Origin of the sequence: Micromonospora sp. NPDC050495 (assembly GCF_040655175.1) — a bacterium.
Classification (GTDB): Bacteria; Actinomycetota; Actinomycetes; order Mycobacteriales; family Micromonosporaceae; genus Micromonospora.
In genome coordinates this window covers 633,814-647,976 of record NZ_JBFAJK010000001.1, presented here as the reverse complement: position 1 = coordinate 647,976, position 14,163 = coordinate 633,814, and the positions used below count along the sequence as shown (strand labels likewise).

Genomic DNA, 14,163 nt, shown 5'->3' with positions numbered 1-14,163 from the left:
GGGGAGAACGCGGGGCAGTACTGAACTGGCTCCACACCGAGATGGCCGGCCTCTTGCCGATCAGACGATTTCGCTATGCCGCGGTAAGCGCATGAGACGCCGAACGGCGGCCCGCTGAACCAGTCGGGCCGCCGTTCGCAGAATGTGGATCAGAGCGGGCGGATGTTCTCCGCCTGCGGGCCCTTCTGGCCCTGGGTGATGTCGAACTCCACCTTCTGATTCTCGTCGAGGCTGCGGAAGCCGCTCGCCGAGATCGCGGAGAAGTGGGCGAAGACGTCGGCGCCGCCGTCGTCCGGGCTGATGAAGCCGAAGCCCTTGTCGGCGTTGAACCACTTCACGGTACCTGTAGTCATGTCTGCTCCTTCGCAGGCTGTCAGAGACCGCACTGTGCGGACCCTTACGCCGCCGCGTTGATCACCCGCGTCGAAACGACACGAAAAACGAAAAGCGCCTGGATGGGTTTCAGATGCCCCATCAGGCGCCGGAAAACGTCTACGGAAATCAAAACTGCAACTCCGCTACCGTAGCACATGATCCGTCATCGATCCCATCGCGGTGAGTGAACCTGACCACTGAGCTTGCTTCCCTCCGGAGGCGCGCCGGGATCCACGCCGCGCTCGGCGACCCGGTGCGCCTGGCGATCGTGGACGCGCTCACCCTGCGCGACGCCGCTCCCGGTGAGATGGCAACCCTCCTCCTCGCCGGCCCGATCTCCTACGACGGCCTACTCGTCCAATGCGCCGGCCGCGTCATCCGCACCGCGCCCGACAAGGACCTCGCCGAGGTTCACGACCACGACGACCGGGCCGCACCGATCCTCGCCGCCTCGCTTCCACGCCGCATGCGGCACGCGTGTGGAGTCATGACGTTGCGTGGGGCTCTCACGCCGACGAAGAGTTCGGCCAGCGTAAGCAGAGGAAAGGGAGGGTTCTACACCGTTGGATCGTGCGCTACCGGCGTTGTTCGGGCTGGGCGGACACCGCAGTTTCATCGAACGAGAGGTGTCTCCGGTCGCCCTTACGCGATCCTCGCACCCCAGCCTGTACGAATGGCTCGCGCGGACAGGACAAGCCGACGCGTCGGTCGATCAATGGTGTTTCAGACCCGTACCCCCCGGCCCCGACGCATGAGCGCCGGGGCCCTCGACGTGGTGAGCTGTCGCGAGCCGAGGCGGACCCGCCGCCGTCTCAGGAGAGGACGAGGCCCCTCTCCCCAGCGCGGGTACGCCCTCGGTCTGGTCTCACGGGTGGGGAAGGGCGCTCGCCCAGCGGGGATCGGCGCCGGCCCTGGTGGAACGGTCGTCGCCGTGGTCGCCGTGCCAGTCGAGCACGAGCATGCAGGCGTCGTCGGGCAGGGTCGAACCGACGACGTCGAGGATGGCGTCGCCGAGTACGCGGACGACCTCCCTGGGGTGCAAGTCACTGAGGTCCGGCAGCCGGGCGGGCAGGTCGAGGCGGGCCGCGTCGCGTTCCAGCATGCCGTCGGTGAGCAGGACCAGCCGATCACCCGGCCGCAGCGCGACGTCCGTCGTGCGGTAGATGCCCTGGCGCAGGACACCGAACGGTGGGTCGACCGGTAGGGCGAGGGGTTGGACGTTTCCTTCGCGCACCAGCAGCGGGGTCGGGTGCCCGGCGTTGACCATCGCCAGCACCCCGGTACGTAGATCGAGACGGCCGAGGAGTCCGGTGGCGAAGGTGAACCCGCCTGGCGGGTTCTCGATCAGCGCGGAGTTCGCGGCCTGGGCCTGTTCCCGCAACGTGTGACCCCGGCGGCGGGTGTGGCGCAGGCTCCCGACGCAGAGCGTCGCGGTCAGGGCACTGTCGATGCCGTGGCCCACCGCGTCGGTGATGCTCAGGTGCAGCAGGTTGCGCGCGAGGCTGTAGTCGAAGGTATCTCCGCCGATGCTGGCCGCCGGCTCCAGCCACGCCGAGAGGGTGAACGAGCCGGCTTCGCAGGTGAACGAGGAGGGCAGGAGCCGGCGCTGGATCTCCGCGGCCAGACTGAACGGAGTCGTCCGCTGGCCCCACTCGAACAGGTCAGTGTGCCGGCGAGCGGCAATCACCACGAACGCCAGCGCGTGCGCGGCCCGGGAGATCTCGGCCACCGCCGTGGCGTCGGGCGCGAACGGCAGGGAAACCTCCAACAGCCCGATGGCCTCGCCCCGCTGCGTGACGGGAGCCATCACGACGTGCTCGTGTCCGCTCGATCGGACCTGCACGCGCTGGGATCGCAGGGCCTGTTCCTGTGGTCCGCCGTCGAACGGCAACACGGTGGCGACGTCCTCGTCCTGCCGGCGTCGGTCAGGCCGGTCTGCGAAGGGAACGTCGTGGGTCAGCCGGACGAGAGCCCGGCCGCTCATGTCCGCGACGAGGAACGACACGCAACGCGCCCCGACGTCGACGCCGACGCCACGGGCCACCGCCTCCACCGCGTCGACCGGGGCGGCATCCTCGACGGCGCGCAGCATCCTGCCCAGGTCCACGCCGGTCCACCGCTTCTCACTCACGCGCCGAAGCATAGGCCCGGCAACCCGACTGGTCGTTGAGCACGGGCTTCGTCGGCTCCCAAACCGTAGGGGTTCCTGGTGCCGGGAAACGCGGTCATCCGCGGCGGGACCCCACCCGGCTCCACGACGTCGCACTGGTGAAGCATGACGAAACGCCCATCTTGCTGATCTTCAGCAAGCGATCGCGCCGCGGTGCGACCGACACACGCAAGCGGAAAATCAGAAGCCGCAGGTCATCGGCCTGCGGACACAAGCGGAGCCTCGGGTTAGGCAACCGATGCTCTATCCCCTGAGCTTCGAGGGCGCGAGGACCTGGTCGAGCGACCTGCGGTTCACCTGGGGTGGCAGGGAGTGGCCCGCCTTCACCCACGTCACCCGCGCCCCTGTTCTCCCAGCCCAGGATCACAGCCGGAGCACACGAACCTCCGATTGCGACCAGTGATCGGCCGCGGTGACCCCCGTTGGCATCGGTTCGCCCGTCTTGGCATCCGCTGGAGGACGGAGGGGAGATGGTGGACTCCTGGGCAGATGACCAGTGACCGAGGTGCTTGCCGCAGCGGCACCTCTCCGACGACTACGCCTGAGCCGCCGGTCCGGGCCATCCACGCCTGAGCAGGATTCCGCCGCTCTGTCGCAGCACGTGCGGCCGGGCGGTCGGCGTACGCCACCGGGATCGTCGTGCCGGCGGCCGCTCATCCGGCCCGACCGCCCCGTGCTGGCGCGGATTCCACCATCGCGGCGAGGAGCGCGGCCACCGGCACGGTGGCGAACCCGACCCGGTTGTCGCTGGCCCCGTACGGCAACCACAGCTCACCGTCGTGGACGAGCGCGCCGCAGGAGTAGACGGCGTTGGGGACGTAACCGTCCTGCTCGGCCTCGTCGGGCGCCAGGAGCGCACCGGGCAGCCGCGCGATCACCCGTTCCGGTCGGCGCAGGTCGAGCAGGAGCGCGCTGATGGCGTACCGGCGCATCGGGCCGACGCCGTGGGTGAGGACGAGCCAGCCGGCGTCGGTCTCGATGGGGGATCCGCAGTTGCCGACCTGGATCAGTTCCCAGCTGTCCCGGGGGGCGTGCAGCGGCACCGGTTCCTGCCACCGGTTTGCACCGTCCAGGCGGGTCAGGCCGATGGTCTCGCCGTCGGCGCGGCACAGGGCGAGGTGCCGGCCGTCGACGGTACGGGGGAACAGCGCGACGCCCTTGTTGCGGACGCCCGGCCCGCGCATCGGGGTGCTCTCGAACCGGCGCAGGTCCCCGCTGGCCAGCGCGCGGGTGGCGATGTGCCGTCCGTCGTAGGCGGTGTAGGTGGCCCGGTACCCGGAGCCGGAGTCGTCGGTGAACCTGACGAACCGGGCGTCCTCCATGCCGTTGCTCTCCGCCGCGACGGCCGGCCAGAGCACCCGTTGGTGCAGGGCGGTGTCGGCGGGGAAGGTCGTCGCGTAACTGGCCGCGTCGGTGCGGCGGACGTGTTCCAGGGTGTCCGACCCGGTGCTGCGGGAGAGCAGGTCCGGTGGCAGCTCGCCGAGCACCCGCTCGAAGGTGGCCTCGTCGTAGCGATCGGGCAGGGCGTCCAGCACGGTGGCGGTGATCTCGTTGTCGCAGTCCACCTCGGTCAGGCCGGCGGCCAGCAGATCCCGGCGGTGCCGTACGGCCATCCGCTGCCCGACCACCAGCGGGCCGGACCGGTCGGCGACGGCGAGCCGGCGCCCGGGTCCAAGGACCGCGGTGGCGAACCCGATGGACGACAGGTGCCCCTCGCCGATCTGGCGCAGGCTGATCGCGACCCGCAGTTGCCCGGCGGCCAGACCGCCCTGATCCGGGTGGACCATCATCGACGGGTTGCACAGCGCGGCGGCCTCGACCGCGTACTCGTGGCTGAAGTAGGCGCCGATCAGGAGCCGGGTGGTGGGGGGCAGGTCCCGGGCGCGGGCGATGCGGTGCCGGACCAGGTCGTAGTGATGGTGGAACGTGTCGTCCAGGTCGCGGTGCCGGGCACCGAAGCGGTCGAACGTTTCCCTCAGCAGGCGGCCGGTCTCCTCGTCGTCGAGGTGCGCGACGCGGGCGATGAGCGCCCTCGCGCGGCTGCGTACCAGAGCGGCATCCTCACCCGGGACGAAGAGCTTGACCACGACCCGGCGTGGATCCGGGGCGAGGATGGTGCCGTGCCGGGCGGCCAGGGTGCCGGTCACGACCACCGCCGGGCGTGCTGCAGGGTGGAGATCAGCGCGAGGGTCGACTCGGCGCCCTGGTTGACGTTGGGCCCGTGGGCGGTCAGTCCGTCGTAGCCGCCGCCGGTCGCCGGATCCCACATCCGCGTGCCGACGTCGTTCTCGCCGAGGAACCATCCCACGGACTGCCGCACCCCGGCTTCCCAGCCGGGGTCGCCGGTGACGTCGGCGGCGGTGGCGCACGCGTCGGCGAACGCGGCGACCTCGATCGGCTGCTGGTCGTGGCGCCGCCGCGGCGCACCGCGTTCCCAACCGCAGGCGGGTACGACCGACAGCCGCCCGGCGCGCAGTTGGACGTCGCGCAGCCAGGTCAGCATCCGCAGTCCGTCGCCGAGGTGTGGGCCGTCGTGGCGCAGCTGACTGGCCGCGATGACGACCTCCGCGAAGGCCGCGTTGGCGTAGCTCAGCCGTGGCTGCGGCCAGGGCCAGCGCGGATCGGCTCCGGGGATGCCGATGGCGGTGGCCGCGTCCCCCAGCAGCGCGGCCGCGTCGGCGTGGCCGGGGTGCCGGCGTAGCACCTCGACCGCGCCGAGCCCGGCGAAGGCCATCGCGTGCGGGGTCGGGGCGCGTCTGGTGGCGCCCCGGCTGAACGCGACCAGCGCCTCCTCCCGGATCCAGGACGCCGGGCTCCGGGCTGCGGCGGTGCCCAGCCCCCACAGCGCGCGACCCCACCAGTCGCCGAGCCCGGGCTCGTCGGCCCAGCGTCGGTCGTGGCCGAGCCGGTTGTGGAAGGCGCCCCGGCCGTCCTGCGCGTGGGTGAGGAACGCGAGGTAACGCTCCGCGAGCCCGAGCACCGCCGCGGCCGGATCCGGCTCTCGGCTGGTGACCACCAGGCCACGGGCGACGTCGTCGGTGCAGTAGCCGTGCTCGCGACGGACGATGGCGTGCCGGGCGTGCTCGAAGAGGCCCGTGTCGTCGCTCAACCGGCTCAGGTGCGCGAAGCTCGGTCGGGGCGTCGGGTGCCGGCGACCGCTGCCCGGCACGCTGGAGATACCGGTGGTCGCGGTCACGCCGGCGCCGCGCTGACCATGGCGGCGCGGGCCGCGACGAGCCGTTCGGCGAGGGTGCCGTAGTGGGCCGCCACCGCCGGCCAGCGCAGGTCAGCGGCGAGCGGCCGGACCCGGCCGGCCAGCCGGGCGGCCAGGCCCGGTTCGGTCAGGATGCGCCGGATCGCGGCGGCCAACGCCGCCGGATCCTGCTGGGGTACGACGAGACCGGGGCCGCCGGTGAGCAGCTCAACGGCGTGCGGGAAGGCCGTCGCCACGACGGGCACCCCGGCGGCCACCGCCTCGATGAGCACCCCGGAGGTGACCTGTTCGCGGGAGTCGTAGGGCAGCACCACCACGTCGGCGGAGCAGATCAGCCGGCCGAGGGTGGCCTGGTCGTGGTAGACGTCCTGGTAGTCCACGGCGTGCGCGATGCCGAGCTGCGCGCCGAGCCGGTGCAGTCCCGCCCGGTACGCCTCGCCCTGGTGCTCGACCACCTTCGGGTGGGTCCGGCCCGCGACCGTGTAGGTGGGGGTCGGTTCGAGGTCCTGCAACCGCGCGAGGGCCCGCAAGGACCACTCGACGCCCTTGCCGGGCCCGAGCAGTCCCCAGGTCAGCAGGTGCGGGCGGGCACGGTGGTCGGCGGGTACGCGGACATGCTCGGCGGCGCCGTGCGGGATGACCGTGACCTTGTCCGGCCGTACGGTGTAGCCGACGAGCAGCCGGTCGCGAGCCGTATCGGTCATGGTGACGACCGCCCCGGCGGCGGTGACGATCTGTTCCAGCAGGGACTTCTGCCGGGCCGTGGGCCGGCGGAGCACGGTGTGCAGGACCACGATGCTCGGCACGGTGAGCCGGCGCAGCAGCGGCAGGACGTCCTCGCCGTCGGCGCCGGGGTAGATGCCGTACTCGTGCTGAACGATGGCCACGTCGAAGGCGTTCAGGGCCGCCGCGGCGTCCCGCCACCCGGCCTGGGTACGGGTCGACCAGGTGTGCACGACCCCGGGTCCGGCCCGCAGGTCGTCGCCGCGGTCGGTGACCCGGACGATGCCGCCACCCGTGCCGTCGGCGGTCAGCTGGGCGGCAAGCGCTGAGTTGAAGGTGGCCAGCCCGCACCGGGTCGGTGGGTGCGTGCTGAGGAATCCGTAGCTGAGCATGGGTGTCGGGCCTTCCGGTTGTCGGCCGGCCCCGGAACACGGGGACGACCTCACGCGGTGTCGGCGCACGCCGGCCAGCGTGTGTGGCCGGCGGAACGGGTTCAGCGGGGGTGACCGGGTTCAGCGGGACGATCGCTGGGTGAGGTGGTCGTAGACCGCCAGGTAGTCGGTGACCATCCGGTCCGCGCCGAAGCGCTCCCCGGCCCGGGACCGGCAGGCGGCCCGGTCCAGCCCGGCAGCGCGGGTGACGGCGTCGACGGCCTGCTCGACGGTCTGCACGAGGAACCCCGTCACCCCTTCGTCGACGACCTCCGGCATGGACCCCCGCGCGAACGCGACAACTGGCGTGCCGCAGACCATCGACTCCACCACCGACAGCCCGAACGGCTCGTCGAAGGCGATCGGGTGCAGCAGGGCGGTGCTCGCGCCCAGCACCTCGGCGCGCCGTCGCGGGCCGACCGAGCCGAGGAAGACGACCTGGTCGCCGTCGATGTGCGGGGCCACCTGTTCGGCGAAGTACCGCTCGTCCTGCACGATGCCGCAGATGGTCAGCGGCCGGCCGGCGCGGCGGGCGATCTCGATGGCGGTGTGGGTGCCCTTGTCGGGATGGATCCGGCCGAAGGCGGCCAGTCCCGGACCGGCGTTCCGGGTGAAGGGCAGCCCGGTGAGGTCGACCCCATGGTGCACCGTGGCGACGTAGTCGAGGTCCGCGCTCCGGTCGGCGTCGGAGATCGACACGTAGGACGAGCGGGCCCGGACGTACGCCGGAAGGATCCCCCTGCCGGAGAAGCCGTGCACGGTGGTGAGCAGCGGAGCACGGCAGTGTTCGGCGAAGGCGAGCGGCAGCCAGTCGAGGTGGCTGTGTACCAGGTCGAACTCCGACGAGCGGGCCATCGCATGGGAGACGTGCATCGCCTCCCACACCCGGCCGTCCAGGCCCGGATCGTCGGCGTACCCGCGGGGGCACACGCCGTCGAGGGCGGCCGAGGTGACCGAGTCCAGCGTCGCGAAGAGGGTCACGTCCACGCCCCGGGTGACCAGCCCTTCCGCGAGCAGCCCGGTCACCTGCTCCCAGGGACCGTAGTGGTGTGGAGGTGTCCGCCAGGCGACCGGCCCGAGCAGGGCAACTCTCACGGGGACGGCGCGTCGGCGAGGTCGGCCGGATCGAGACGCAGGGTGGCGAGCAGCCCCACGTGCTTGGCGGGGTCCACCCGCTCCGGCAGTTCGCGCTCGACCCAGTCGGCCCTGCGCTGCTGGTCGCGGTCGCGCAGCGCCGCAACGATCCGGTACCTGGCGATCCTCATCGTCTGCCCCCTTGAGAAGTCGTGCGGGATGGTCGTGCGTACCGGTGGCGGTATGGGCGGTGGCGCCGGCCCAGCGGCGGTGATCGGACGGGCGGCCATGAGGTCCTCCTGGTGATCTCGACGGCTCGGCGCGGATGCCCGGGCGGTTCCCGGCCGGCAGCGGGTCAGCGGAGCATCCCGGTTCTCAGTTGGGCCAGCGAGCGCGTCAGCAGCCGGGAGACGTGCATCTGGGACAGCCCGACCCGGGTGGCGATCTCCGCCTGGGTCAGATCGCCGTAGAACCGCATGGTCAGGATCCGGCGTTCGCGTGGCGGAAGCGCCGCGAGGAGCAGCGTGAGGGCGAGATGATCGTCCACGGCGGTGTATCCCGCATCGGCGGCGCCGCTGAGCGCGTGGCGATCGGTGCCGACGGCCCCGGGTCGTGGCTCGCTCAGCGACGGCAGACGATAGACACCGAGGGCGGCGACGGCGGCCAGAAGTTGGGCGACGGTCACCTCCAGGTCGTCGGCGAGCTCTCGATCCGTCGGTTGGCGACCGCGTTGCTGCGCCAGCCTGCCCCGAGCCTCGGGCACCTGTGCACCCAGTTCCTGGGCCGCACGCGGGACCCGGATCGTCCAGGCGGTGTCGCGGAAGTGCCTCCGGATGCCGCCGAGGATGGTCGGGACGGCGTAGGAGGCGAACGGCACGCCCCGACTGCTGTCGTACCCGTCGACGGCCTTGATCAGGCCGATCGCGCCGACCTGCGCCAGGTCGTCGTAGGACTCCCCGCGACCGGTGTACCGGCGGGCCAGTCGACGCGCCATCGGCAGGTTCGCCTCGATGATCTGGTTCCGCAGCCGTGCGCGGTTGGGGTCATCGACATTCAGGGCTGCGCGTTGACGCAACAGTTGTTCGCTGTGCCCCACACCCGGGCTCGGCGTCGGAGGGGAGGAGGTGGCTGTGGGTGTCACGGTGGGGGTGACCATTTTTTCCAACGCCCCTAACGGGCTGGTGGCGGCGAGACCGGCGGCCACCGGGGACCCGGGCGACACCGCCACCGTACGCCCTCATCTTCCCGGCCGACACCCGGACGGGCGCTGGGAAGCGCACTCGGGTGTCGAACCGGTCGTCAGCCGGTGAGTGGCGGCACGAACTGCTCGGAGCCGTCGACGATCGCCTGGGACAGCTCGGACAGCCGCCGGTTGTGGCTGCGGGCGCCGTCGCGCAGTAACGCGAAGGCCTGACCCACGTCCACCTGGAGGCGTTCGGCGAGGATCCCCTTGGCCTGTTCGATCAGAATGCGGCTGTTCAGGGCGGTCTGCAGCTGTTCGGTCAGCATGTCGCGTCGGTGGATGGCCCGCTGTTGCAGCAGTCCGATGGTGGCCACGTCGGCGAGTGCCTGACCGATGCGGAGCTTACCCTCGTCGAGGGCTCCCGGCCGAACCTCGAAGAGGTTCAACGCGCCGATGACCTCGGACCGCAGGCGCATGGGCAGGGCGTGCACCGCGGCGAAGCCGACCTCGGCAGCCGCCGCGGCGAACCTCGGCCATCGGGCAGTGGTCAGGTTCAGGTCGGTGACCGACAGGGATTGGCCGGTCCGGAAGCAGTCGAGGCAGGGCCCCTGGTCGGTCTGCAGCTGGAACAGCTCCAGCAGCCGGGTGCGTTCGGAGGAGGCGGCGACCACCTGCAGGTTGTCCCGCTGGTCGGTCAGGAGCAGCCCGGCCGCCGACACGCCCAGTAGATCGACGCACCTCTCGGTCAGCACGTGCAGGAACTCGATAACGTCGAAGTCGTCGACGAGAGTGTCGGCCATCTCCACGAACACGTCGGCCAGCTGGGGCTCGGCCATGTCAGTCACCTCGTCAATCGCTGGTTCCACCGGTCACCCGACGGGGTGGTCCGTGCGGCGCCGGCCCGGCGCCAATCCCCTGTTCTACCCATCCCGGTCACCACGTGTCCTGGCCGAGACGCAGGCGCCGGGCGACGACGTCGGTCGCCACGTCCCGCAGCCGCCGGTCCTGGGAGTACGCGTAGGCGCGCAACCGGACGAGCGCCACCGCCGCGGGAACTCCCAATTGGACCATGATCATGCCGGTCGCCTGGTGCACCTCGGGGTGGTGCAGGCCGGTCCCCTCGGGCCACTGATCGTCCCGGGCCACCCCGTGGCGCAGCGCGCCGTCCAGCAGCACCGCGCCTGCCGTGTCCGCCAGGACCAGCACGTCGGCCAGTTCCTCCGCGGCGAGATCATCGGCGCGAGCCCGGTAGAGGTCCAGGACACCGAGGCTGATCCCACCCACCCGTAGCGGCAACGCGAACACCGCACGGACCCCGGCGAGCACCGCGGCCGGCGCGAACGCGGGCCAGCGGTTCCGGCACTCCGGCACCCTCAGATCGGCGACCAGGACAGGTCCACCGGTGGTGGCGTCCACGCAGGGCCCCTCACCGAGGGTGAGGGTCAGGTCTTCCAGCTCCACGGCGGTCCGGTCCACGGCGTACACCAGTTCGCGCGGCGTGGCCTCGAGGACGACCGCGACGGCGGCGGAATCGACGCCCGCGACCGAGACCGCCGTCGCGCAGACATGGTCGATCGTGATCGCGCCGCCTCGGGCGGCATCGCCGAGAACGGTCCACAGCCGCAGCCGGCGTTCGGAGGTCATCGGATCGCCGCGCCGCGGCTTGTCCTCGTCCACTGCTGGCTCCGACCCGGACCATCCGCACCGGACGTCACGGTAGGGCACTGAGATCCAGTGCGGTGACCGCACCCTACGCCGGATGACGCCGACCCGCGACCGGCTGCGCACCCGACCGCGACGGCCCTTGCGGCTGCCGAGCCGGTCGAGGCGCGGAGGCGTACGCTGACAGTGTCGCTCGGGACCCCGGTGGCTGACAGCCCGCCGCTGGCGGACGCCCCCACCCATCGAGGTCACCATGGCGGCCATCCGCCAACGCCATCCCCACCGGCCAGGTCGCCGGGTCTCCTGGCCAGGTACCTCCCCACCGCACGTCGGACCGTGACGCTCTGTCACGGGTCCGCAACCAACGGACGCGCCGGTGCACCCCCGCGCTCAGGCCGGCCAGATGCTTCTCGGAAGGCGGCGGTTCTTGATGACCGCACCCCGGAACAGTCATGTTCGATTCTTCCCAAACGACGGTCACCGTGGCACCGATGCTTCTCGTCCGATGCCCCCGCGGCCGGCGGTGAAGCGCTCACGGGCCGGCGGTCTCTGGGTCGCCGCCGTGGTGTTCGCGGTCGTCCTCCTGCTGCTGCTCGTCTTCGTACTGCAGAACGGGCAACGCGCTGAGGTGTCGTTCCTCGGCGCGCACGGCACCCTGCCGATGGGGGTGGCGCTGCTGCTGGCCGCGGTTTCCGGGGTCCTGCTCGTCGCCCTCCCCGGCACCGCCCGGATCGTGCAACTCAGGATGCTGGGCCGCCGTCGCGGCACGCAGGAAGCCGGCGCGCCCGAGCATCGTGCGACTAACCGGCCGGCTACCGGCGTCACCAGCGTCCCGCTGCCGCCGCGCCCAGAGAATCAGGACGGTTAAGCCATGTCCGTCACCACGCCAGTCACCACGACCTCCGTATCGGCTATCTCCGCGCCCCGGCTCGTCCTCGCCCTCCCCCACGACCGGGCGGTTCTGGACGGCGGGTGGTGGCCACGCTCCTGGGAGTCGGCCACCGAACTCCCCGGCCTGGTCCTCGCCCTGTCCGAACGCCACGGCCGGATCCGGCATCTCATGCTCAACATGCACACCTGGAAAAGCCGGATCCGCCGGTTGACCGTCGGACCGGACCTGATCCGGATCGGCTGGTTCGACACCCTCGACCCCGCCCTGCTGGTCGCCACCACCGGCCGCGATCTCCAGGTCGACCTGCTGGTGGTACCGCCCGCCACCCCAACCGCAGCGGCCGAGTGGGCGATGGCGACCGCCGCCGCCCCGACCAATCTCAGGCGCGCCCCCGACATCCTGGCCGGCGCACTGGCTCCGCCCAGGGCTGCGGCGGCGACCGGCTCCGACACGTACGCGGTGTGGGACAACGAAGGTGGCAGCACCTCGGTGATCGGCGCGTGCGCCCGTGACATCGGTTTCGGCGGGTGAGGATCAAGGGCCTGCACGACAGCCAGCGGGGCCGTGACCTGATGCGGGAGCAGCGGGAGCCATCGATGAGCGACATCAGCCTGGACGCCGACCGCCAGCGGGGCAGCGAATACGCCGACCTGTCCCGGCAGGTCCGCGCAGCGGGGCTGCTCGCACCGGGCCGGCCTCCATGCCGGCCTCACCCGCCAGGCAGACCAGGGCGGTGAGGCGTCGAGGGGAGGTCAGTAGGGTGATGACAAAATCCGCGCCGGACACCTGGGCCACAGCCTTCACCCTGGCATGAATGACGTGATGCCGAGGGCTGGGGCAACAACCTGTAACAGGCCGTGTTCGGATGCTACCGCCCGGCGACCCCGATGCGCTAACGCCACTCGATGGCCAACGTGACCGGGCGAACCGCAGCGATCCGCCTCGCCGGGTTTCGCGTGATGAAGCCCTTCAGCCCGCGTCGCCCCCGGGCCGACCCGCTGGCCCGGATCAACACCTCCGGTGCCACATCCGGGGTCGAGCTCGTCATGGTTGGGGTTGTTGTGGTGGCGGGTGTGCTTCTCCATCCACCAGCCGCAACTCATCCCGACCGCGACGTTCGCCGCGATCCGGCCCGCCCGCTCGCTGAGCTTCCTGGTGCGGACACCTGGCCGGTGCGCGAGATCGTGCGCCACGAGAGCCGCCTGCGAGAACGCGACACCCAGGAAGGCGGCGACCACCGGGGGTCCCAGGACACTCAGACCAGCCGCAACGCCGTCTCCCCAGCCGCCAGCATCAATGCCACCACCATCAGTTGATCGATGACTTCCCCGGGCGGACAGGCGGAGTGTCGGCGGATTCGATGACGGGAGCACAGGCAGTCGCGCTCGACATGGGGACTCCTCGGATCTCGCGCCCCACGGAAAGGCCCACGGGCCACGTCTTCAGGTGAGGCGAGCGGTGCACTAAGTGCGGACGACAGGCCGCGGGAGTCTGGACGGCCGCCGCGATCCGGACTCGAACAGATGCACTCATGCACTTACGCCGTTATGCCCTTTTCGAGCGTTAAATGTGCGAAGGTCCGAATAACTACACTCTCAGGCAGGTGCGATTCTCCCATGCCATGCCACGGCAGGTGAGACGCATTCGCGAAAGGCCATGTCGTGACACTCAATTCGTTCCGCCGCCGTCGACGGGCGCTCCTGTCAGCCTTGACGACCGTCGCCGCCGGCGGCGCAGCCGTCGCCGTACTCGTCATCAGTGGCACGGGCGCGAGCGCCGCCGAAGCACCGGTCAGTCTGGGGACGGCGGCGAACTTCTCCGTGCTGGCCGGCTCCACCGCCACCAACACCGGCCCGAGCTTCCTGGCTCAGAGCCTGGGCGTGCACCCCGGCAACACCGCGCCGGGCTTCCCACCCGGAATCGTCGGCGGCGAGATCCACCTCGGCGACGCCGTCGCCCTGCAGGCGAAGAACGACCTGACCACCGCCTACAACGATGCTGCCGGCCGGACCCCGTTCACCAACCTCCCCAGCGAGCTCGGCGGATCCACGCTGACACCTGGCGTGTACCGGATCGGCGCCGCGCAACTCACCGGAACCCTCACGCTCAACAGCCAGAACGACCCCGCTGCGGTGTTCATCTTCCAGATCGCGTCGACCCTCGTCACCGCGGCCAACAGCAGCGTCGTGTTCATCAACGGCGCCTCCCCCTGCAACGTCTACTGGCAGGTGGGCAGCTCCGCCACGCTCGGCACCGGCACCCGGTTCATGGGCAACATCCTGGCCCAGACCTCGATCACCATGAACACCGGCGCCACCCTCCAGGGCCGCGCGCTGGCCCAGACCGGCGCCGTCACCCTGGACACCAACACCATCAACGCCCCCGTCTGCCTGCAGCCGACGGGATCGCCCACCACCTCCCCCACCGGCACGCCGACCG

The 14,163-nt window shown here is 71.2% G+C and carries 14 protein-coding genes; 3 read left to right on the top strand and 11 right to left on the bottom strand.

What is annotated here, in order from left to right; translation table 11 throughout:
* Window positions 1-149: 149 nt before the first annotated feature.
* The 10 genes from AB0I11_RS03165 to AB0I11_RS03120 all read right to left on the bottom strand — a co-directional run bounded on the left by AB0I11_RS03165 (window position 150) and on the right by AB0I11_RS03120 (window position 10,847).
* Entirely contained in the window at window positions 150-353 is a 204-nt protein-coding gene (locus tag AB0I11_RS03165) for a cold-shock protein (RefSeq protein WP_013283833.1), read from the bottom strand.
* A gap of 887 nt (window positions 354-1,240) precedes the next feature.
* A complete protein-coding gene (locus tag AB0I11_RS03160) occupies window positions 1,241-2,506 on the bottom strand; it encodes a PP2C family protein-serine/threonine phosphatase (protein WP_357309818.1) in 1,266 nt (421 codons plus the stop codon).
* Between the two features lie 692 nt (window positions 2,507-3,198).
* Entirely contained in the window at window positions 3,199-4,692 is a 1,494-nt protein-coding gene (locus tag AB0I11_RS03155) for a glycoside hydrolase family 130 protein (protein ID WP_357309814.1), read from the bottom strand.
* On the bottom strand, window positions 4,689-5,741 hold the full coding sequence (locus AB0I11_RS03150; RefSeq protein ID WP_357309811.1) for a glycosyltransferase: 1,053 nt from the start codon (window positions 5,739-5,741) through the stop codon (window positions 4,689-4,691). Before AB0I11_RS03150 ends, AB0I11_RS03155 begins: the two co-directional genes overlap by 4 nt.
* Window positions 5,738-6,874, bottom strand: a complete 1,137-nt coding sequence (locus AB0I11_RS03145) for a glycosyltransferase (protein WP_357309808.1) — start codon at window positions 6,872-6,874, stop codon at window positions 5,738-5,740. Before AB0I11_RS03145 ends, AB0I11_RS03150 begins: the two co-directional genes overlap by 4 nt.
* A 120-nt stretch (window positions 6,875-6,994) precedes the next feature.
* The gene (locus AB0I11_RS03140; RefSeq protein WP_357309805.1) at window positions 6,995-8,008 is read right to left on the bottom strand and encodes a glycosyltransferase family 4 protein; all 1,014 of its coding nucleotides are present in this window, start codon (window positions 8,006-8,008) and stop codon (window positions 6,995-6,997) included.
* Window positions 8,005-8,178 (bottom strand): hypothetical protein, encoded by a 174-nt coding sequence (locus tag AB0I11_RS03135; RefSeq protein WP_357309802.1) that lies wholly within the window; start codon window positions 8,176-8,178, stop codon window positions 8,005-8,007. The genes AB0I11_RS03140 and AB0I11_RS03135 overlap by 4 nt, the downstream gene beginning before the upstream one ends.
* 164 nt (window positions 8,179-8,342) lie before the next feature.
* Window positions 8,343-9,083: a SigB/SigF/SigG family RNA polymerase sigma factor gene (locus AB0I11_RS03130; RefSeq protein WP_357309799.1), complete on the bottom strand. Its 741-nt coding sequence runs from the start codon at window positions 9,081-9,083 to the stop codon at window positions 8,343-8,345.
* Window positions 9,084-9,286: 203 nt separating this feature from the next.
* Entirely contained in the window at window positions 9,287-10,006 is a 720-nt protein-coding gene (locus tag AB0I11_RS03125) for a GAF and ANTAR domain-containing protein (protein ID WP_357309795.1), read from the bottom strand.
* A gap of 97 nt (window positions 10,007-10,103) precedes the next feature.
* A complete protein-coding gene (locus tag AB0I11_RS03120; RefSeq protein ID WP_357309792.1) occupies window positions 10,104-10,847 on the bottom strand; it encodes a GAF and ANTAR domain-containing protein in 744 nt (247 codons plus the stop codon).
* 547 nt (window positions 10,848-11,394) lie between these two features.
* Here AB0I11_RS03120 and AB0I11_RS03115 point away from each other — a divergent pair.
* Window positions 11,395-11,700, top strand: coding sequence for a LapA family protein (locus AB0I11_RS03115; protein ID WP_357309789.1), 306 nt, complete (start codon window positions 11,395-11,397; stop codon window positions 11,698-11,700).
* A 3-nt stretch (window positions 11,701-11,703) separates the two neighbouring features.
* Window positions 11,704-12,255, top strand: a complete 552-nt coding sequence (locus tag AB0I11_RS03110; protein WP_357309786.1) for a DUF5994 family protein — start codon at window positions 11,704-11,706, stop codon at window positions 12,253-12,255.
* Between the two features lie 269 nt (window positions 12,256-12,524).
* On the opposite strand, the gene AB0I11_RS03105 is transcribed toward AB0I11_RS03110, so the two are convergent.
* On the bottom strand, window positions 12,525-12,917 hold the full coding sequence (locus AB0I11_RS03105) for a fatty acid desaturase (RefSeq protein ID WP_357310382.1): 393 nt from the start codon (window positions 12,915-12,917) through the stop codon (window positions 12,525-12,527).
* A gap of 516 nt (window positions 12,918-13,433) precedes the next feature.
* Between AB0I11_RS03105 and AB0I11_RS03100 the strand changes: the two genes are divergently transcribed.
* A partial coding sequence (locus tag AB0I11_RS03100) for an ice-binding family protein (RefSeq protein WP_357309783.1) occupies window positions 13,434-14,163 on the top strand: 730 nt, incomplete at its 3' end.